The 18,779-nt window shown below is 70.8% G+C and carries 19 protein-coding genes; 11 read left to right on the forward strand and 8 right to left on the reverse strand.

The features are described from left to right. Positions 1-301: 301 nt before the first annotated feature. Both LRD69_RS00555 and LRD69_RS00560 read left to right on the forward strand, forming a co-directional pair. Complete coding sequence (locus LRD69_RS00555; RefSeq protein WP_277324549.1) at positions 302-1,519, forward strand: cation:proton antiporter; 1,218 nt, start codon at positions 302-304, stop codon at positions 1,517-1,519. A 163-nt stretch (positions 1,520-1,682) separates the two neighbouring features. Next, positions 1,683-3,008 (forward strand): alpha-L-fucosidase, encoded by a 1,326-nt coding sequence (locus tag LRD69_RS00560; protein WP_277329578.1) that lies wholly within the window; start codon positions 1,683-1,685, stop codon positions 3,006-3,008. Between the two features lie 13 nt (positions 3,009-3,021). Here LRD69_RS00560 and LRD69_RS00565 read toward each other — a convergent pair whose 3' ends face one another. Further along, positions 3,022-3,819: an AraC family transcriptional regulator gene (locus LRD69_RS00565; protein WP_277324550.1), complete on the reverse strand. Its 798-nt coding sequence runs from the start codon at positions 3,817-3,819 to the stop codon at positions 3,022-3,024. Positions 3,820-4,231: 412 nt separating this feature from the next. Between LRD69_RS00565 and LRD69_RS00570 the strand changes: the two genes are divergently transcribed. Continuing rightward, positions 4,232-4,978 (forward strand): sugar phosphate isomerase/epimerase, encoded by a 747-nt coding sequence (locus LRD69_RS00570; RefSeq protein WP_277324551.1) that lies wholly within the window; start codon positions 4,232-4,234, stop codon positions 4,976-4,978. Continuing rightward, complete coding sequence (locus LRD69_RS00575) at positions 4,975-6,108, forward strand: Gfo/Idh/MocA family oxidoreductase (RefSeq protein WP_277324552.1); 1,134 nt, start codon at positions 4,975-4,977, stop codon at positions 6,106-6,108. Before LRD69_RS00570 ends, LRD69_RS00575 begins: the two co-directional genes overlap by 4 nt. A gap of 256 nt (positions 6,109-6,364) precedes the next feature. On the opposite strand, the gene LRD69_RS00580 is transcribed toward LRD69_RS00575, so the two are convergent. Beyond that, entirely contained in the window at positions 6,365-6,655 is a 291-nt protein-coding gene (locus LRD69_RS00580; RefSeq protein WP_277324553.1) for a hypothetical protein, read from the reverse strand. Positions 6,656-6,826: 171 nt separating this feature from the next. Here LRD69_RS00580 and LRD69_RS00585 point away from each other — a divergent pair, with 171 nt between their 5' ends. Beyond that, positions 6,827-7,291: a cyclic nucleotide-binding domain-containing protein gene (locus tag LRD69_RS00585; protein WP_277324554.1), complete on the forward strand. Its 465-nt coding sequence runs from the start codon at positions 6,827-6,829 to the stop codon at positions 7,289-7,291. A gap of 108 nt (positions 7,292-7,399) precedes the next feature. On the opposite strand, the gene LRD69_RS00590 is transcribed toward LRD69_RS00585, so the two are convergent. After that, positions 7,400-8,314: a universal stress protein gene (locus tag LRD69_RS00590; protein WP_277324555.1), complete on the reverse strand. Its 915-nt coding sequence runs from the start codon at positions 8,312-8,314 to the stop codon at positions 7,400-7,402. Positions 8,315-9,004: 690 nt separating this feature from the next. On the opposite strand from LRD69_RS00590, the gene LRD69_RS00595 reads away from it, so the two are divergent. After that, positions 9,005-9,742 (forward strand): HAD-IA family hydrolase, encoded by a 738-nt coding sequence (locus LRD69_RS00595; protein ID WP_277324556.1) that lies wholly within the window; start codon positions 9,005-9,007, stop codon positions 9,740-9,742. Positions 9,743-9,865: 123 nt separating this feature from the next. On the opposite strand, the gene LRD69_RS00600 is transcribed toward LRD69_RS00595, so the two are convergent. The 3 genes from LRD69_RS00600 to LRD69_RS00610 all read right to left on the reverse strand — a co-directional run bounded on the left by LRD69_RS00600 (position 9,866) and on the right by LRD69_RS00610 (position 11,683). Then, positions 9,866-10,495 (reverse strand): hypothetical protein, encoded by a 630-nt coding sequence (locus LRD69_RS00600; RefSeq protein WP_277324557.1) that lies wholly within the window; start codon positions 10,493-10,495, stop codon positions 9,866-9,868. 61 nt (positions 10,496-10,556) lie between these two features. Then, on the reverse strand, positions 10,557-11,039 hold the full coding sequence (locus LRD69_RS00605) for a DUF6114 domain-containing protein (RefSeq protein ID WP_277324558.1): 483 nt from the start codon (positions 11,037-11,039) through the stop codon (positions 10,557-10,559). A gap of 20 nt (positions 11,040-11,059) precedes the next feature. After that, positions 11,060-11,683: a DUF6230 family protein gene (locus tag LRD69_RS00610; RefSeq protein ID WP_277324559.1), complete on the reverse strand. Its 624-nt coding sequence runs from the start codon at positions 11,681-11,683 to the stop codon at positions 11,060-11,062. Between the two features lie 484 nt (positions 11,684-12,167). Between LRD69_RS00610 and LRD69_RS00615 the strand changes: the two genes are divergently transcribed. The 5 genes from LRD69_RS00615 to LRD69_RS00635 all read left to right on the forward strand — a co-directional run bounded on the left by LRD69_RS00615 (position 12,168) and on the right by LRD69_RS00635 (position 16,786). Next, a complete protein-coding gene (locus tag LRD69_RS00615) occupies positions 12,168-12,878 on the forward strand; it encodes a response regulator transcription factor (protein WP_277324560.1) in 711 nt (236 codons plus the stop codon). Continuing rightward, positions 12,875-14,368, forward strand: coding sequence for a HAMP domain-containing sensor histidine kinase (locus LRD69_RS00620; RefSeq protein ID WP_277324561.1), 1,494 nt, complete (start codon positions 12,875-12,877; stop codon positions 14,366-14,368). Before LRD69_RS00615 ends, LRD69_RS00620 begins: the two co-directional genes overlap by 4 nt. 57 nt (positions 14,369-14,425) lie before the next feature. Then, positions 14,426-14,824 (forward strand): hypothetical protein, encoded by a 399-nt coding sequence (locus LRD69_RS00625; RefSeq protein WP_277324562.1) that lies wholly within the window; start codon positions 14,426-14,428, stop codon positions 14,822-14,824. After that, positions 14,821-15,042 carry a hypothetical protein gene (locus LRD69_RS00630; RefSeq protein WP_277324563.1) on the forward strand — a complete coding sequence of 74 codons (222 nt, stop codon included), beginning with the start codon at positions 14,821-14,823 and terminating at the stop codon, positions 15,040-15,042. The genes LRD69_RS00625 and LRD69_RS00630 overlap by 4 nt, the downstream gene beginning before the upstream one ends. Positions 15,043-15,340: 298 nt before the next feature. Beyond that, complete coding sequence (locus tag LRD69_RS00635; RefSeq protein WP_277324564.1) at positions 15,341-16,786, forward strand: glyceraldehyde-3-phosphate dehydrogenase; 1,446 nt, start codon at positions 15,341-15,343, stop codon at positions 16,784-16,786. Positions 16,787-17,087: 301 nt separating this feature from the next. Here LRD69_RS00635 and LRD69_RS00640 read toward each other — a convergent pair whose 3' ends face one another. Further along, entirely contained in the window at positions 17,088-17,891 is an 804-nt protein-coding gene (locus LRD69_RS00640) for a polysaccharide deacetylase family protein (RefSeq protein WP_277324565.1), read from the reverse strand. Beyond that, positions 17,885-18,751 carry a DMT family transporter gene (locus tag LRD69_RS00645; protein ID WP_277324566.1) on the reverse strand — a complete coding sequence of 289 codons (867 nt, stop codon included), beginning with the start codon at positions 18,749-18,751 and terminating at the stop codon, positions 17,885-17,887. Before LRD69_RS00645 ends, LRD69_RS00640 begins: the two co-directional genes overlap by 7 nt. Between the last annotated feature and the right edge of the window lie 28 nt (positions 18,752-18,779).

Raw genomic sequence — 18,779 nt, forward strand, 5'->3', positions numbered from 1 at the left:
GACCTGCCTGGTCATCGTCTGTCACATCAGCTCCGGTTCGCACAGGGGCCGTGCCGACCGCGACACCGCATGTCCGTCGGGAGGCAAATCTAGTGCCGTTCAATCATTTTGTCGCGCTATGAACCAATTGCGCGCTTATGCTGCCCTTTCGGTGCTTCGACCGAAGCGGGGCGGGACGCTGCCACCCATTCGGGTCGGGCCTGTTGCCCGACGCCTGCCCGGCCGGTCGGATGGCACTGTGCCCGTGGCGGTCACACGCTGCACGAGTTCGAGGGACGGTCACCGTCGGAAGGCAGGGGCCATGCTTGCCGTCGCGGTCATCGCGGGAATCCTGTTCGTCTGGGCACTTCTCGCACACCGGCTCGCCCGTTGGAGCATCACCGCTCCCATCGCCATGATGGCAGCGGGCATCGCGCTGACCGGCGGTTCGGATCCCCCGCTCCACTTCGACCTCGATACGGCCACCTTCGAGCACACGGTGGAGGTCATCCTGGCGCTGCTGCTCTTCGTCGATGCCATCGAAGTCCCGGGAGGGATCCTCGGCAGGGAGAAAGGCCTGGTCCTGCGCCTGATCGGAGGCGCCTTGCCGCTCACCCTGTGCGCAGCGTTCCTGGCCGCACTCGCCTTCTTTCCCGATCAGCCGGGGTGGATCCTCGCGGTCCTGGCGACCGTCGTCGTCCCTCTGGATCTGGCGCCCGCTTCGGCCGTCATCCGCGACAGCAGGATTCCCGCGCGGCTCCGTGAAGTGCTCAACGTCGAAGGAGGCCTCAACGACGGAATCCTCTCGCCGGTCTTTCTGCTGTGCATCGCCGCCAGCGCCGAGTCGTTCGTACGGGCCGCCGACTACGCGGGCGCGTTGCTCGAAGCAGTCCAGGCCGCCGCCTGGGCCGTCGCCACGGGTCTGGTCATCGGCTACGCGGCCGGATGGCTGCTGCGCCGGTCCTGGGCATGTGGATGGACCCGGCCCTCGGCGCTGAGGCTCGGTGTACTCACCGTGCCCGTGGCGGCGTACACCCTGTCCGGCGCGCTGGGGGGAAACGGATTCGTCGCCGCCTTCGTCGCGGGCGTCTGCTTCGCCCCCGCGGCACGCCGGCTTCCCGAAGGCGCGGTGGAGATGACCGACGATCTGGCCGCGCTCATGACCATTGCGCTGTGGTTCCTCTTCGGGCAGATCGTCAACGACGCGTTCTGGGACGGATTCAATTTCTCGGTGATCCTCTACGCGCTCGTCGCCCTCACGCTCGTCCGCATGCTTCCCGTCCTCATCGCGCTCGCGGGGACGGGGATGAAACTGACGGACAAGCTGTTCCTCGGATGGATGGGTCCGAGAGGCGTGACATCCATCGTCTTCGGATCCCTCGCGGTCATCGAACTTCCCACTCCGAGCGGTGATTTCATCGCCCAGGTGATGACCATCACCGTCATGCTCAGCATCGTGCTGCACGGTCTGAGCACCGAGCCGATCAGCCGCCGCTACGGCCGCGTCAGGGAGATCCGGCCGGCCGTCCCCACAGGCTGAACCGTTCCCGGCCCCGCACGGGCGCGCGAAGCACGCAAGGACGGTGCCGGCGCCCGGCCTCCGCGCTTCGCCGCAGGACTACCGGCCTGCGCAGGGTGAAAACGGACCAGTGAAGGTGAGTACACCCCACGCGTGCAGCAACCGGTCCGGCATAGCTTCGGCGGTGGCGGCAGCAGGCCGCCGCCCCTTCGCCGTCCCGCACCGAGGATCTGATCCCATGCCGATGCAGCCCTGGTTCTCCGAAGCCAAACTGGGCATCTTCGTCCACTACGGCATCTACGCCGTCGACGGAGTACCCGAGTCCTGGTCCTTCTACACCGGGCAGGTACCGCACGACCACTACATGAAGCAGCTGGACGGCTTCACGGCCTCGGACTACGACCCCGGGGTCTGGGCCGGTCTCTTCGCCCGCGCGGGGGCGAAGTACGCCGTACTGACCGCCCGCCACCACGACGGCGTGGCCCTCTGGGACACCGAGCAGGGCGATCTGTCGGTCGTCCGGCGGACGCCCGCCGGCCGCGATCTGCTCGCCGGGTACGCCGAAGCGCTGCGCGCCCAGGGCCTGAAGGTCGGCCTGTACTACTCGCACTCGGACTGGAATCACCCCGACTACGCGAGCGCCGTCCACCCGGATCCGCCGAACGAAGAGGTCCGCGCCAACCGTTACGCCTCTGCCGCGCCCGGCCAGGAGGACCCGGAGGCCTGGGCCCGGTTCCTCGCGTACCGCAACGCACAGGTCGGCGAGCTGGTCACGCGCTTCCGCCCCGACCTGCTGTGGTTCGACGGCGAGTGGGAGCGCAGCGAGGAGCAGTGGGAGATGCGCGAACTGTCCGAGCTGATCCTCGCGGGGAACCCGGACACCGTGCTCAACGCGCGCATGCTGAGCTACGGCGACTACTCCACACCCGAACAGGGGGTCCCACTGCTGCCGCCGGAAGGGCCCTGGGAGCTGTGCCTGACGGTCAACGACTCGTGGGGTTTCCAGCCCCAGGACCACCACCACAAGTCGGTGCGCCAGCTGGTGCGTTACTTCGCGGAGACCATCGGCATGGGCGGCAACCTCCTCCTGGACGTCGGCCCGCGGGAGGACGGGACCATCCCCGCCGAGCAGGCCGTCCGACTGGAGGGCCTGGGTACGTGGATCGCCAAGCACTCCGAGGCGGTGTACGGCACGGTGGCCGGCCTGCCGCCCGGACACCACTACGGTCCGAGCACGCTGTCCGCCGACCGCCGCACGCTGTATCTGATGTGCTTCGACACGCCGCGCGAGACCGTCTCGCTGCGCGGCCTGCGGACGCCGGTCACACGTGTGAGCGTGGTCGGCAGCGGTACCGAGCTGGGGCACCGGCTCGTCGGCGGTCTGGGGGACGTGCCGGGCGTGCTGTGGATCGATGCGCCCGAGGCGGCCGATACCGACGAGCTCGCCACCGTGCTGGCCGTCGAACTCGACGGCGAACTCGATGTGTACCGGGGCACGGGCCGGGACTGATGTCCGCCCGGGTTCATGCGCCGGCACGGACCGCCCTCGGGGACGCGCCCAGTTCGCGGCGGCACGCCTTGTTGAACGCCTGCAGGTCCTCGACGCCGATCGCCGCCGCGACCGCGGGGATCGGCAGCGTCGATTCCCGCAGCAGATGCCGGGCGCGCTCCATCCTGCGCCGACGTATGTAGGCCACCACCGTGGTACCGGTCTCGGCCCGGAACAGCCGGATGAGGTGGTTGTGCGACACCCTGGCCGCCCGGGCCACCTCCGGGACGGTGAGGTGCCCGGCGAGATGGGACTCGATGTACGCCATGGCCGAGGCGACCGAGGCGTGCGGCCGGGCCTCTCCCCCGGCCGGTTCGGCGAGGTCGGCGACCCGCCACAAGGCGGACCACACCTCGGCGTCCGCCCGCCGCGGACTGCGCGCCGCGGTCGCGATGGCGCGCAGCAGCAGCTCCGACAGCACCGGCGTCAGCGCCCCGGCGTCCTGCACCACCGGCACCGTCGACGGATCGCCGGTTCCGGGCAGCCTGAGATGGACGTAGAGGTGCTCGGACCGCCCGCGGTACTGGTAACGCACCACCGCCCCGGGCGGCACCAGGCTCACATGGCCGGGCCGGACGGCATGGGCCACGCCGTCGACGGTGAGCTCCGCTGCGTACCGGTAGAGGTGCAGCTGCCACAGATCGGGCAGCCGGAACACGTCGAGCAGACTCGCCGTCCCATGCACCCCGACCCCGGCCGCGACCACCTGCGGTGGCTCGTCGAGCCGCACCGCGCACGCACGTCCCGGTCGGACCCAGACACCCTGATGCACAGGGAAAATCTACCAGCGCCGGGCGATGCCTCCCGATGACGGCCGGCGGACCGGGCGCAGCCGTGCCCATCGACGGCCCGGCCCCGGCGGCGAGGCGTCCACCACAACCCGGACCGTCTTCCGAGTTACGTTCCGACCCGGCAGGGAACCGACTAGGCATGGCCGACGCGTCTTCCCTCGCACCTTCCCGCTGTGACACCGCACTCCCCCGTCGGACGTCGGTGAACACCCTTCGTCGGGACGGGGCGGAGACCGAACCTGCTCCACGCCGTACCGCACGGGGCCGACGGGAGTGGCGCTCAGGCCGGGGACACCGGAAACGTCCCGGCTTCCCCGTCCACCTGCAGACCGACCGGCCGAAGCGCGTCCCGTGCACTCCCGGCCCCCATGGATGCAAGGGAAGGAACGCCCGATGACGAAACCCCTCTCGGTCCAGCTGTACTCCGTGCGCGACCAGTTGGCCGACGACCGCGACGGCGTGCTGCGCCGCCTGGCAGAGATCGGCTACGGCGCGGTGGAGCCCTTCCGGCCGACCACCGACCCGCACGGTTTCCGCAAGGCTGCCGACGACCTGGGCCTGGTCATTTCGAGCGTCCATTCCATGGAGCTGATCGGTGACAACCCGACCGCGGTATTCGAGGCCGCCGCCGTCCTGGGCACGGATCTGGTGATCCTCCCGGCCGGAATCCCCCCGGAGGACTTCACCACGACCCACGGCCTGGAGCGCGCCGCCGACACCCTCAACGACCTGTCCGGGCAGGCCGTTTCGTTCGGGCAGCGGATCGGCTACCACAACCACTGGTGGGAGTTCGAGCCGAAGGTCGAGGGCCGGCCCGCCCTGGAGGTCCTCGCCGGCCTGCTGGTCCCGGACGTCTTCCTCGAAATCGACACCTACTGGGCCGCCGTGACCGGTGCGGATGTCCCGGCCGTACTGCGCAACCTCGGCGAGCGCGTCCGCGCGCTGCACATCAAGGACGGCCCGGTCGTCAAGCAGGAGCCGCACAGCGCCGTGGGACGGGGCAGGATGCCGGTGCCCGCGATCCTGGACGCCGCGCCCCGGGACGCCTGGCGCATCGTGGAACTGGACTCCTGCGCGACCGACATGCTCGACGCGCTGGCCGCGAGCCACACCTACCTCAACTCCCTGGAGCAGGCATGACCACAGGACCGGTGGGCGTCGCAATCGTCGGCGCAGGCGTCATCAGCAGGCAGTACCTGCGCAACCTGACCGCCTTCCCCGACCTGCGGGTCCTCGGCATCGCCGACCTCGACACCGCCCGGGCCCAGGCCGCGGCAGCGGAATACGGTGTGCCCGTCGCCGGCGACCTCGCGACCGTACTGGCGCTGCCCGAGGTGGAGATCGTCGTCAATCTGACGGTCCCGGGCGCCCATGTCGCCGTCGCGACAGCAGCGTTGGCTGCCGGAAAGCATGTCTATGGGGAGAAGCCGCTGGCCCTTGACCCGGCAGAGGGCGAGAAATTGCTCGCCGATGCCGCGAGCCGCGGCCTGTGGGTGGGCTGCGCGCCCGATACGTTCCTCGGCGCGGGCATCCAGAGCGCCATGCGGGCGATCGAATCGGGTGCCATCGGCACCCCGGTCGCCGCGACGACCGCCATGCTGAACTTCGGTCCCGAACGCTGGCACCCCAGCCCCGAGTTCCTCTTCCAGCCGGGCGCCGGCCCCTTGCACGACATGGGTCCCTACTACCTGACCTCCTTGGTCGCCCTTCTCGGTCCGGTCTCCAGGGTCGCCGCACGCGCCCGCCGGGGCCGTACCGAACGCGTCATCGGCTCCGGCCCGAAGGCCGGCACCCGCTTCCCGGTCGAGATACCCACGCATGTCGCCGCGCTCGTCGATTTCGCGACGGCAGAAGCGAGCGCCGCGTCCACGTTCAGCTTCGATTCGGCGCTCCCCCGCACCCAGTTCGAAGTCACCGGGACCGAAGGAACGTTGTCGCTGCCGGACCCCAACACCTTCACCGGTCCGCTGCGGGTACGGGGCGCCGCCGACCAGGAGTGGCGCCTGCTGCCGATCACCGGCACGGACATGGGACGTGGCATCGGCGTCCTGGAAATGGCCCGTGCGCTCCGCGCGGGACAACCGCCCCGCGCCTCCGGCACACTGGCACAGCACGTCCTCGACACCATGACGGCCATCGAACACTCCGCGGCCCACGGCGAGTTCCGCACCGTCACCTCCCGATGCCCCCGGCCGGTCGCCCTCCCCGAGGACTGGGACCCGCTCGCCGCCACGCTCCTCCGGCCCAGCGGCGCGCCCGCCTCCGCCTGACCGCCGGCCACCGGACCCGGGACCGTCCCCCGACGCGTCCCCGCCGTCATGTGTCCGGCGGGGACGGCTGCTCCACGTCAAGGCGAAATCCCGTGACACGGCGGGGCCGGATACACAAGGCGGGGCCGGATGCACAGTGCCCTGCTCGCCGGGCCTTCGACCCACGGTCGCAGCGGTTCGGCGTAGCACGTGCTGTCGTCGCTGTCCGGGACGAGGCCGGCATGTTCCGTGACGACGATGCTCCGGCCGAGACGCGTCACGGGGTCGATGGTGTCGGCCTCGCAGGCCACGACGGTGCCGGGCGCATCGTGCGGGACCGCCGGCGCGGCGCACCGCCGTCCTCCAGCCGGACGACGATGTCCTCACCGTCCGCGATGTGATGCACCGGCCGCGCGGCCGAAAGGGCATGCTGCGAGAAGATCACCCGGCCCATTCCCACGGTGCCGAGCAGCCCGAGAGCCTCGCCCGGCTCGAGTTGCACGAGGGACCGGGGGACGATCCCGTCCTGCGCGCGTGCCTTCGCCGGTTGCCCGGCCGCGGGGTTCATCGCATGCGCCCCCTCGCTCGTTGCGGCGTGTCCGGCCCACTCTCGGAGTCCAGCCTGACGCCCGTCGCACCGGCCGACGGGGCCGGTCGGGCCCGCGGATGGGCCGGACGACCCCTCGCGAGAAGCAGACCACCCGGCGAGACTGGAAAATGAAGGCGAAGGGAGGTCCCCATGAGCACGCCTTCCCCCACCCGTATCACCAGGGCACTGCCCACGGAGTACCGCGCCCGCCTGATGAAACAGGCCCGCGAGGTCAACTTCGCCGAGGGCACGCGCCTCTTCGACGAGGGCGGTGCGGCCGACCGGTTCTGGATCGTGCGGTCCGGCTCCGTCACGCTGGACATGCCCGTCCCGGGCAGACCGGCCGTGGTCATCGAGAGCCTCGGGCCCGGCGAGCTGGTCGGCTGGTCCTGGATGTTCCGGCCGTACACGTGGCAGCTGAGCGCCGAGGCGATGACACCCATCCGTACGCACGAATTCGACGCGACGGCCGTACGGATGATGATGGACGCCGACCCGGCTTTCGGTCTCGCGGTCGCGAACTGGGTGGCACAGATTCTCGCCCACCGGCTGCAGACCACGCGCGTTCGGCTCCTCGACGTCTACGCCCCTCGCAGCAGCGGAAGCCCGCTCTGAGACGCCTCCTTCCGATCACCCTCGTCGGCCGCCCGGCCGGGGGCAGGTGTCACGCCCCGGCCGGCCCGAGGTCCGTCCTGGGCGCGCGGCTCGCGGCGGCCCGGTGGCTCACGACCCGCTCGCGGACTCGTCGCCGTGCCGGGAAATCCGGGGGATGAGGAGCACAGGGCAGTTCGCATGGTGCAACAGGCTGTGAGTGGCCCGCCCGAGCGAGGGTCCGAAGTGCCCGGGCGAGCGGCGGCGCCCGCCCATGACCAGCAGGTCCGCATGAGCCGATGCCTCGACCAGGACGCCGGCCACGGAGACACTCTTCTCCGCGTCCGCCTCCACGGTGAGGTCCGGGAAATCGTCGCGGATCCGTGCCGTCACGGCCTGCAGAGCCTGAACGTGCTGTCCCGCGATCTCGTCGACGGCGTCGAGCATGCTGACGACGGTGCCGACGGACTGCAACATGTTCCACACGTGGAGCAGCCGCAGGGAGCCCTCGCGCAGTTCCGCCTCGCGTGCGGCGTAGCGGGCGCATGCGAGGTCGTGCTCATCGCGGACGGCGGCGAGCACCACCCCGCTCTCCGTCGCGTCATCGGTGCCCCGCACCACGACCAGGGGCGTCCTGGCGATGGCCGCGCTCCTGAGGCCGACGGAGCCCAGCATGAGGGAGTTGAAACCTCCGAGGCCGCGGTTGCCGACCACGACCGTGCCGTACAGGCCGGCTGATCTGTGCAGGCTGGTCACGGGGTCGCTGCGGCTGAACTCCCTCGTCACATGCAGCCCGGGGTACGCGGCCACGACCGCGTCGGCGGTGTCCTTGAGGAGTGCGCTGCCGGCCTCACGGACCCGTTCGATGCTCTCCGCCGACAGGTACAGGGCCCTGCTGTCCGTGTCGCCCGCGTAGACGATGTGGAGTGGCTGGTTGCGTCGTGCGGCCTCCGCGGCGGCCCACAGCGCCGCGCTGCGTGCGGCCTCGGACCCGTCGATGCCGAGGACGACGGAGCTGTCGTCCGGGTTCCGGATCGTGCCTTCCATGGTTCCTCCTCACCGAACCGGTAAGACGACTTCCATGCCGGCACCGGTGCCACCCTCGCGCGAGGGCTGCTCAGGTCCCCATGGAGGCGCCGCCGCTGCCACGGTGACCCGAACGGCCTCTTCGGAGGACCGTTCGCCCTTCTCGCCCCGGCGGAGCCGGGCGGATCGTGGGACTGCGGGCCCACCGGTGAGGGCTGCCCTCCTGGACGACTCCGGGTGACGGGAGGCACCGTCCTCCGCGGGGCGGGGGCACAACCGCGTATACGGTCGTCCCGGTGGTGGCCGCCGCCTCCTACAAGGATGTCGCGAAGTTGCCCGCACAGCACGACAACAGCGGCGTTCCGGTGGTGGACGAGCACCGACGGCGCGCGTCGACGGCTCCTCGGGCACCCCGCCGAGCCGCGCGAGGGGGGAGGGGCGTGCGCGTACGCGACCCGGTCGGGCGACCGGAGAGCGGCGCCGGTCCGGTGACGGTGCCGGATGGGCCCCACGGTGGGCACCGTGATGCCCGTGACCGCCGGCTCACCGTGTCCGCCCCCTACGGCAGCGGCACCCGGCTCGCCCGCGCCCGCTGAGGACGGTGCCCGGACCTCCACCCGTACGCGTGAGCAGCGACCGCGACGAGCAGCGTCCTCAACCGCCGTAGCAGTACGGCGATGTCGTGACGCAGCCGATGCGTATGCTCGGTGCATGATCCAGGCAGTACTGCTCGACCTCGACGCAACCCTGCTCGACTACGGCATGCCCGCCTGGCGTGCGACGGTGCGGGACGTGTGCGCGACCCTGGGCGAACAGGCCCCCGACCTCGATGGCGACGCGCTCTACGGCGCCTATGTACGCCGCTACCTCGACCACATGCGCGCGGCGGGGGACGGTGCACCGCACCCGCCCGGCCGGATCCCTGATGCCGGTTCCCTCTGGAGGGAGTTCTGGCGGCAGGCGCTCGACGAGTGCGGGCACGCCGAACTCGCCGGGCCGGCCACCGACGAGTACACGCGGCAGCGTCGTCTGCGCTACGCCCTGTTCGACGACGTGACGGACACACTCAGTGCGCTGCGCAGCGCCTCGTGCCGACTGGTTCTCGTCACCAACGGTCCGGGCGACGCACAGCGGGACAAGATCACGGCAACCGGTCTGGACGAGTTCCTGGACCTCACCGTGATCTCGGGCGAGGTCGCCGTGTCCATGCCCGACCGAAGGATCTTCGACATCACGCTCGACCGCCTGGGGCTCGGCGCCGCCGACGTCTGCCACGTGGGCGACAGCCTGGTGACCGACGTCGGCGGAGCGCACAACGCGGGACTGGGTGCCTCGATATGGCTGAACCGGTCGCGCGTGGAGCGCGACCCCCGGCTGCGGCCCCCGTCGCACGAGATCACCTCGCTTCGCGAACTTCCTGCCCTGGTACGCGCCGGCTCTGCCGTCTGATCGGGTGGGAGCACACGCGGACGACACGACGCGGCCCCGCTCGGCCGGCTAGACCGGTCGTGCCGCGCTCCGTCGTCCTGGGCATCGGCGAGGCCCCGCTACCGACCGGCGCGACTGCGCCGGTCACCCGGCCCCGGGGCGCAGGACCGTTCCCGTGAGGGACATGTCGCCGCTGAACCGGACGAGCTGTGAAACGGTCACGTTCTCGAAGGTGACCGTACGGGTGGGAACGGCGGGATGGGTGAGCCAAGGGGGCAGGGCGTCGGGGGTGATGGCAACGCTGCGGTCGGCCGGGAGCGGAGCCCCGCCCAGTCCGGCGAGCATGCCGGACAGCTTGCGGATGTAGAGCGCCACCGTGTCTCTGCCCTTGACCGTGGACGTCGTCGCGGGCCCGGTGCGCAGACGCATGGCCGCGCCGTCGCGGCCCGCTCTCAGGTCGAGTCCGCCGATGTCCAGCGACCGAGCGGTGAACTTCAGCACCGGCTCGGACCCGGCTGCGGTACGCACGGTGACCACACCGCGGAAGGTACTGCCGTGAAGCACGAGTCTGCCGGCGCGGAGCTCCGAGAGCACGCCTGCCGGAAGGGCAGACGAGCGGCCGACCGGTGCCTCGGACGTGCGGATGGCGCCGGAGGAGCGCAGCGCGCTCGAGCCCGCCGGCGCGAAGAGGTGCAGGGCCACCGGCAGGGCGGCCACCGCCAACGCGCAGGCGAGAGGCCGCTGCATCGTGCCCGCCGTGCTGGTTCCCGGCACGGTACTGCTCGGGTGGAAAGGCTCGGGCCGCTGACCGCCCGCCGCGTGACCGGTCAGGTCGTCACATCCCACCCTGGTCCTCGCTCAACGGGCCGGCCGTCGGCACAGGGCCCACCGCGGGCGTCGCCCCGTCGGCGTCCGTGGGAGGAGTCCAGGCACAGGCCAGGGAACCGCCGATCAGACCGCAGAGCAGCCCGAGGAGGAGGCCACCGAAATTCGCGACGGGAAACGAGATCAGGGAGAGGAGCATGGTCGCGATCCCGGCGAACGTGCGCACCTGCCGATGGAACCACAGGGAGAAGCCCAGAACCAGGAGCAGAACCCCGATGACCAGCGCTCCCGCGCCGGCCGTGGTCGACAGGGCCAGGGGAATGCCGCCCAGAGTCACATGCGCATAGGGGAAGTAGATGATGGGCAGGCCCGCAGTGGCAGTGAACAGACCGGCCCAGAAGGGCCGTTCACCCCGCCAGGCCCTGAATCTCCGTCGGACGTCGGCGGCGGTCACGCGCAGGTTCTGCCGCCTGCCGGAAGGCTCGAAGAACACGCGTGCTCCCTGCGGAAGGATCAGAAGCATTCGTGACGGCCCTGCTCGAGCCGCACACCGAAATCGGGAACGTTGAACGTGGCGGCCGTGACCGCGACCGCGGTCACGCGCACGTCGGTCAGAGTGCTCGACACCGCCTGCTGGGCGAAGCCGTTGGGGTCGAAGAACTGCGAGTTCCTGTCCTCCGGGCTGATGGGGCCCTTGGTGACCGCACCCGCTGCCACGCCGATGTCCAGGCCGTCGAGATTCGCCTGTCCGACCGACGCGGACGTCACGTCGAGGAACAGGTCCCTGGCCTCCACCGGCCTCTGTTCGCCGCCGGTGAACCTCAGGGTGTACGGGCCCAGGACCGGGACCGGTGCCACCACGGACTGGCACAGCCCACTGATCGTCGCGTTGCGGGCCCCGATGACCACGACCGGCACGAGGGTGCCCGCCCGGCTCACATCCACCATGCCGTAGATGCTCACACCGCGGGACCTCAGAGTGTCCGCCGTCACCTGGAACCTCTGGCCGGAGACGAAGAAGGACGCGGCCAGCGCTCCCTGTGCCATGGCGATTCCGAGAACGGTGGCGGCCGTGACACCCGGAACGAGAACAGCGGCGAAGCGCTTCCAGCTGGTCCTGCCGGAGCGGTGCGACATCCCGTCTCCTCCGGTCATGAAAATGGGGCCGCCCAGGTCGGGCGCGGGCAGGCGACATCTCCGTCTCTGGTGACGGATCCTAGACTTCCGTGTGCGTCAGCCGACGGCAGGTCGGGCTGGTCAGACGGGTGACGCCGTTTCCGTTGGGCCTGTCGGACGAGGTCCCGCCGACCGTGAGCGCGGCCGCCGCGCCCTCCGCTCACTCCCGTGCGAACCGGTCGGGGCGCACCTCGTACCCGCACGGAGGGGACCGGCTTCCGGCGCGCGGCGCGTGGAGTCGCCCGGCGGACAACGGCCGGTTGCGCACTACGGTCGGCACCCGGACAGTGCCCCGCCTCACCGGGGTCACCCCGCTCCTGCCGTCGCGCTGCCGGGCCGCTCACGCCGATGGCCCGGTCATCCCGATGATGACGCGGCACGGCCCCGGTAGCACGATGGTCCGTGCACCGGTCCGGTGCACGGACCGGGAGAGAAGGGGGACCGGATGAGCGGTGGCGTCGGTCGGGGGCAGGTGCTGGTGGTGGACGACGATCCGGCGATCCGGCGTTCGCTGGAGCGGGGACTGCGATTGGCCGGCTTCGCGGTGGCGCTTGCCGGAGGAGGGCGGACCGCCCTGGCCCATGTGCGACGGGAACCGACCGATGTGGTCGTGCTCGACATATCGATGCCCGACCTCGACGGCATCCAGGTGTGCCGGGCGTTGCGCGAGGACGGCAACGACCTGCCCGTGCTGATGCTGTCGGCTCTGGACGAGACGGCGGACCGCATCGCGGGGCTCCAGGCGGGTGGCGACGACTACCTGGTCAAGCCGTTCGCGCTGCAGGAGCTGGTGCTGCGGCTCGATGCACTCCTGCGCCGGCGGCCGCCCAGGGCCACGGACATGGTCCGCGTCGGCCCGCTCGTGCTGGATCCGGCTGCCCGCGAGGCACGGCTGGACAGCGAGTTGCTGACGCTGACCCGGCGGGAGTTCGAGCTGCTGGAGGTCCTCGCGCGCAACGCGGGGATCGTCCTCACCCGGGACCAGTTGCTGGAGCGCGTCTGGGGGTACGACGTCGAGGTGCGTACGGACGCCGTCGACACCTTCGTCAGCTACCTGCGACGCAAACTGGAGTGTGGCGGCCGGGCTCGGGTCATCCACACGGTGCGGGGAGTCGGTTTCGTCCTGCGCGCGGACCATGGGGGTGGCAACGCGTGAAGCTGGCCACGCGTATCGCGCTCGCCGTCGGCGCCACCGTGCCGGTACTGGTGCTGGCGGCGGGATGGTTGCTGCTCCTGCTGGTCGCCCATGACCTGCATGCCGAGCAGGACGCGCATCTGCGAGAGCGTGCGGAGGTGGCAGCCGTCAACGCCCGCCAGCTGTTGCGGGCCACCGCCGCCGACCGTCCCGCAGCGGTCGAACAGGCGCGTGAACGGCAGTTGTACGCCTCCGGCCTGGATGTCGGCATCCGGCTGACCGGACCGCACGGCACCGTCTCGGGCGGCCCTCAGCCCGATGCATCCGTGCCCCTGCCGGCCCGGGCACGGACTCCGGTCACCGTCGAGGACGGGGCCAGGAGCTGGCGGGTGCTGTCGGTACGTGTGCAGGGGTCGCGCCCGGGTGTCCAGGGCACACTGTGGCTGTTCTCCCCCGACACCGCCGGCGACAGCCAACTGACTCTCGTTCGCCGACGCGTGGTGACCGTGGCACTGCTGGCAGCAGTGGCGTCGGGGCTCGTGGCGTTCGCTGTCGCCTCACGGGCCGGCCGCCCGTTGCGTCGGCTGCAGCAGCGCACCAGCGGCCTCGACCCGCGGGTGGACACGGCAAGGCTCGACCACACACCGACCGGGGTCTCCGAGGTCGATGACCTGGCCCGGACTCTGCAGACCGTGCTGGCCCGCTACGACGAACAGGCCTCGCGGACCGCTCAGGCCCTGACCACCGCCCGGTCCTTCGCCGCCGCCGCGGCGCACGAGCTGCGTACCCCGCTGATGAGCATGCAGACGAACCTGGAGATCCTCGACCAGCATCCCGGCCTGGCATCGGCGGACCGGGACGAGGTCCTCGGCGATCTCCGGGCCGAGCACGCCCGGATGCTGGGCCTGCTGGTGATGCTGAGGGAGCTCGGCCGGGGCGACCTGGTCGAGGCCGATGCCTTCGGAGCGGTGGACCTCACCGAGGCGATCGACGCCTCCGTCGCCGACGCCAGGCGCAGGCACCCCACGGCGGAGATCGCCGTGCCGGTCATGCCGCGTCTGCATGTGCACGCGTGGGAGCCCGGAGTGCGGACCATCATCGACAACCTCCTGGCCAATGCCCTGATCCACGGTCGGAGCGATGACGGACGCGCACGGGTGGAATTGGGTCTTCGAGCGGGCGGACACCCCAGGGGGTCGTGCGCGGTGCTGACGATCGACGACCGCGGCCCCGGCGTCCTCCCCTCGCAGCGTGATGCCGTCTTCCGTCGCTTCGAGCGGAGCCCGGACAGTCCCGGCTCCGGCCTCGGTCTGACGCTGGTCGCGCAACAGACCGCCCTGCACACGGGCAGCATCCGGATCCAGGACCGCCCCGGCGGCCGGGGCACACGGATCGAGGTCCGGCTCCCCGTGCGAGACAGCAGGCAGGCGGAGATCTCCTTGCCGACCGAGCGGGACTGGCTGATCGCAACCGCCGCACCCCCACAAGGTTTCCACAAGGACAGCTCCTAACTTCTGCGCATGCGCGGGTGCATGGGCCTCGCGCCCGCTCCTGGAGGAGACACCGTCATGAGGATCGCCAAACCCACCGCCCTGGCTCTCACCACCGTCGGCGCACTGCTCGCCGCCGCCGGCACGGCCGCGGCCGGGGGCGGATCGCCGGCGCCGAACCCCACTCCGACCGGCGACGGAGCGCACGTGCTGTGCAAGCGGGTACCGAAGATCGAGAAGCGCATCGAGCGGGCCCTGGACCGTCTCGGCGCCGACGCGGCACAGCGCGGTTCCGTCGCCCGGCTGGCGAAGCGGGTGGAGAACGCCAAGGCAGCAGGTCACACGGAGATCGAGACCTACCTCAACGACAAGCTCACCTTCCGCCGCTCGCTCGTTCCCACGCTCGAGAAGCGCCAGAAGGACCTGACCTCGGTCAAGACCTGGTGCAAGGCCAACAGCAACGGGAGCAAGAAATGACGGTCCGCCACGCCGCCACCGCCGTCGCGGCCGCCGTCCTGCTGCTCACGGCCCTCACCGGCTGCGGACAGGGCGGTGACGGAGAGAGCAGCGGCACCTCCGACCGCCCCGTGACCACCAGCCCGTCAGAGGTCAGGCACATGAAGCAACTGGTGGACGCGGCCGAATCGGCCGCTGCCGCGGCAGAATCCGCCACGGCGGAAGACGGCAAGGACTGATCCGGAGAACGACGCGGTCCGTCCGGCCGTCCCCTGTGAACGCGGGAACGCCGCCCGGCAGAGGTCCGCCGAGCCGGGCGAGCGGATCACGTCGACGGGGGCCGACGAGGATCACACACCGAGATCAAATCGGTGCGAATCTCGCAAAAACAAATGTTCAGACCTTGCAAAATGACCGATTCCACCCTCGTTGCGACTGAGGGTCCGATCCTCACATCCCGGCCGGATGGGTCCGTTTGAATGATCAAAGTGGCAGGGGGTTAGCATATGAGCGCCCCCTAGCTCGAAAGATAAACTTGTGACTGTCAACGAGGACTCGTTCACCAACTGGAAGAACCGCGAGGAGATCGCGGAGTCGATGATCCCGATCATCGGGAAGCTGCACCGGGAGCGGGACGTCACGATCCTGCTCCACAGCCGCTCCTTGGTGAACAAGTCGGTGGTCAGCATTCTCAAGACCCACCGATTCGCCCGGCAGATCGCCGGTGAGGAACTCTCGGTCACCGAGACGCTGCCTTTCCTGCAGGCTCTGACCACACTCGATCTCGGTCCCTCCCAGATCGACATCGGCATGCTCGCCGCGACGTACAAGGCCGACGACCGCGGCCTGACGGTGGAGGAGTTCACCGCAGGAGCCGTCGCCGGCGCCACGGGCGCCAACAAGATCGAGCGTCGCGAGGGGCGCGACGTCGTCCTCTACGGTTTCGGCCGCATCGGCCGCCTGCTGGCCCGCCTGCTCATCGAGAAGTCCGGCTCCGGCAACGGCCTGCGGCTGCGCGCCGTCGTCGTCCGCAGGGGCGGCGCCGAGGACATCGTCAAGCGTGCCTCGCTGCTGCGCCGTGACTCGATCCACGGCCAGTTCCAGGGCACGATCACCGTCGACGAGGCGAACAACAAGATCATCGCCAACGGCAACGAGATCACGTTCATCTACGCCGACGACCCGTCGCAGGTGGACTACACGGCGTACGGCATCAAGGACGCCATCCTCATCGACAACACCGGCAAGTGGCGCGACCGCGAGGGGCTGTCGAGCCACCTCCGCCCCGGCATCGAGAAGGTCGTCCTGACCGCGCCGGGCAAGGGTGACGTCCCCAACATCGTCCACGGCGTCAACCACGACATGATCAAGCCGGACGAGCAGATCATCTCCTGCGCGTCCTGCACCACCAACGCGATCGTCCCGCCGCTGAAGGCGATGGAGGACGAGTACGGCGTTCTGCGCGGCCACGTGGAGACCGTCCACTCGTTCACCAACGACCAGAACCTGCTGGACAATTACCACAAGTCCGACCGTCGCGGCCGTTCCGCGCCGCTCAACATGGTCATCACGGAGACCGGCGCCGCCTCCGCCGTCGCCAAGGCGCTGCCGGACCTCAAGGCGAGGATCACCGGCAGCTCGATCCGCGTCCCGGTGCCGGACGTGTCGATCGCGATCCTCAACCTGCAGCTCGCCCGCGAGACCAACCGCGAGGAAGTCCTGGACTACCTCCGCGAGGTGTCCCTGACCTCGCCGCTCAAGCGTCAGATCGACTTCACCAGCGCCCCCGACGCCGTCTCGAACGACTTCATCGGCTCGCGGCACGCCTCGATCGTCGACGCCGGCGCCACCAAGGTCGAGGGCGACAACGCGATCCTCTACCTCTGGTACGACAACGAGTTCGGCTACTCCTGCCAGGTCATCCGGGTCGTCCAGCACGTCTCCGGGGTGGAGTACCCGACCTACCCGGCCCCGGCCGTCTGATCTCTGCGCACGTTTCCCACCGGTGCCCCGGCAGGCGGGGGCACCGGTGGGGCGCCCCCGCCCGGTACAGCGCCTGGATGCGGTCCGGCCCGGAAAGGCGCGGATCCGGGCGGCTGATCGGAGTCCGGCGCCTCCCGGCAGGTATCGCAGACACTGCCGCCGCGGCCGTCTCGTGGCCGGGCGCGCCCCCGCCGATCAGCAGCGCGCCGTGCTGCTCTGATCAGGTGCTGCGCACCGGTGCCTGCCGTCGAGTGAGGAACGGTGACTCCTCATACCGCTGTTCGAGTTAGGCGGGGCGGCGTCACCGGGGCGGCCGTGCCCGACGACGGTGTGTGCCGATGTCGGCGTGCCCGATGCCGTGCTCCGCCAGCGGGCCGACGGTCAGGCCGAGCCGGCTGCACTCGGTCAGCAGTCTGGGCAGTGCAGCGAGCGTGGCGCGCCAGGCGCCCGGCGCGCTCCACCCGTCCGCGTCGTGCAGCAGCACGGTGCCACCACCGGTCAGATCCGCCAGGACGGATGCCCGCACGGAACGGGTATCGGCGTGTGCCGTCCAGTCCCGGCCCCATGCCGACCACAGCACCGGACGCAGGCCGGCGCGGCGGGCAGCTGCCAGGCGGCCGCCGGTGAGAATGCCGTAGGGCGGTCGGTACCACTGCGGCGCGGTCCCGCAGATGTCCTGCACCGCGGCGGCGGTCCGCGTCACCTCGCGTGCGTCGCGCAGCGGTGTGGGGAACCAGGGGCGCTCGTGCTGCCAGCCGTGCACCGCGACCTCGTGACCACCCGCCACGAGCGCCCGGCCGAGGGCCGGATGACGTTCCAATGCGCTGCCGACGACGAAGAAGGTGGCCCGTACCCGGTGCTCCTCCAGGACGTGCAGGAAGTGCGGGGTGCTGGCCGGGTCCGGCCCGTCGTCGAAGGTCAGTGCCACATGGGTTCGATGGCCGCGGCCGTCCAGCGCGGGGGCGAGGATCCTCCGTACAGGGGGCAGCCAGGTGGCGGCGGGTCCGATGTGGCACGCGGCAGCCACACCCGCGGCCAGACCCGCTGCGGCCGCCGCCGCGCCGGGTGACACCGCCGTCCACCCCGTCCCGAAGCGTCTCACCATCGCTGCTCCTCCTTCCCGGACACCAGAGGTGATCTGCTCAATTGCACACTGGCGAAGGCGATGAGCCCCAGCGACGCGGCTTCCGGCAGTACCCGATAGCCCAGCTCGATCCGCTCCCCGAACAGCGAGACCCCCAGAACGACGCTCAGCAATGAGTCGCCGAGGGTGAGCGCGGGCTGTGACGCCGCCAGCGAGCCGGCCCGCAAGGTGGCCTGCAGCATGAGGAAGGAGCCCAGGCCGACGGCCGCGGCCGTATAGATCTGCCATGTCGCGAACAGCTCCCCGACTCCACCGGAGACCAAGCCGAGCGTGTCCTTGATCAGGGCCGCGGTGAAGGCGAAGCCGATGGCGGTCACCGACCCCAGCACCGCCGCCCGGGCCGAGCCCTGCAGTCTCATGCCCACCACGGCCAGCATGATCGACACGGCGGCGGCGGGCACGGCGCTGACCAGCCACCTCCGTGGCGGCACGGTCTCCACACCGCCGGCCGGACTGGCCAGCAGGAGGAAAGCGGCCAGGCCGAGTGCCATCCCGAGGAACGCCCACCAGGTCCGCGCCCCCGGCGGCCGCCGGAAGACGACCGCGGCCAGCACCAGCGTGAACAGGAGCTCCGTCGTCATCACCGGCTGCACCACCGCCAGCGGCCCGGTCGCCAGGGCAAGGGCCTGCGCCACCCCGGAGACGACCAGCAGCCCCGCGCCCCACCGCCAGGAACGCCGGCGTATGAAGCCGAGCCGCCCGAGGAGACGGCTGCCCGGGGGGCCGGGCGGGTCGGTCGCGGCAGCACGGCGCTGGAGCACGGAGGCGGCCGCGTTCCCGAGCGCGGCCAACAGCGCCAGTACGACGGAGACGATGATCATGTGCCACCACCCCTGCGCGCGTGTCCGT

The sequence above is a fragment of the Streptomyces sp. JH14 genome (genome assembly GCF_029428675.1).
Lineage (GTDB): Bacteria > Actinomycetota > Actinomycetes > Streptomycetales > Streptomycetaceae > Streptomyces.

Excerpts from the sequence above, each read along its gene's own strand:
- LRD69_RS00555 (WP_277324549.1), top strand. The coding sequence starts at position 302 with ATGCTTGCCGTCGCGGTCATCGCGGGAATCCTGTTCGTCTGGGCACTT.
- LRD69_RS00570 (WP_277324551.1), top strand. The coding sequence starts at position 4,232 with ATGACGAAACCCCTCTCGGTCCAGCTGTACTCCGTGCGCGACCAGTTG.
- LRD69_RS00575 (WP_277324552.1), top strand. The coding sequence starts at position 4,975 with ATGACCACAGGACCGGTGGGCGTCGCAATCGTCGGCGCAGGCGTCATC.
- LRD69_RS00580 (WP_277324553.1), bottom strand. The coding sequence starts at position 6,655 with ATGAACCCCGCGGCCGGGCAACCGGCGAAGGCACGCGCGCAGGACGGG.
- LRD69_RS00585 (WP_277324554.1), top strand. The coding sequence starts at position 6,827 with ATGAGCACGCCTTCCCCCACCCGTATCACCAGGGCACTGCCCACGGAG.
- LRD69_RS00590 (WP_277324555.1), bottom strand. The coding sequence starts at position 8,314 with ATGGAAGGCACGATCCGGAACCCGGACGACAGCTCCGTCGTCCTCGGC.
- LRD69_RS00595 (WP_277324556.1), top strand. The coding sequence starts at position 9,005 with ATGATCCAGGCAGTACTGCTCGACCTCGACGCAACCCTGCTCGACTAC.
- LRD69_RS00610 (WP_277324559.1), bottom strand. The coding sequence starts at position 11,683 with ATGTCGCACCGCTCCGGCAGGACCAGCTGGAAGCGCTTCGCCGCTGTT.
- LRD69_RS00615 (WP_277324560.1), top strand. The coding sequence starts at position 12,168 with ATGAGCGGTGGCGTCGGTCGGGGGCAGGTGCTGGTGGTGGACGACGAT.
- LRD69_RS00625 (WP_277324562.1), top strand. The coding sequence starts at position 14,426 with ATGAGGATCGCCAAACCCACCGCCCTGGCTCTCACCACCGTCGGCGCA.
- LRD69_RS00630 (WP_277324563.1), top strand. The coding sequence starts at position 14,821 with ATGACGGTCCGCCACGCCGCCACCGCCGTCGCGGCCGCCGTCCTGCTG.
- LRD69_RS00640 (WP_277324565.1), bottom strand. The coding sequence starts at position 17,891 with ATGGTGAGACGCTTCGGGACGGGGTGGACGGCGGTGTCACCCGGCGCG.
- LRD69_RS00645 (WP_277324566.1), bottom strand. The coding sequence starts at position 18,751 with ATGATCATCGTCTCCGTCGTACTGGCGCTGTTGGCCGCGCTCGGGAAC.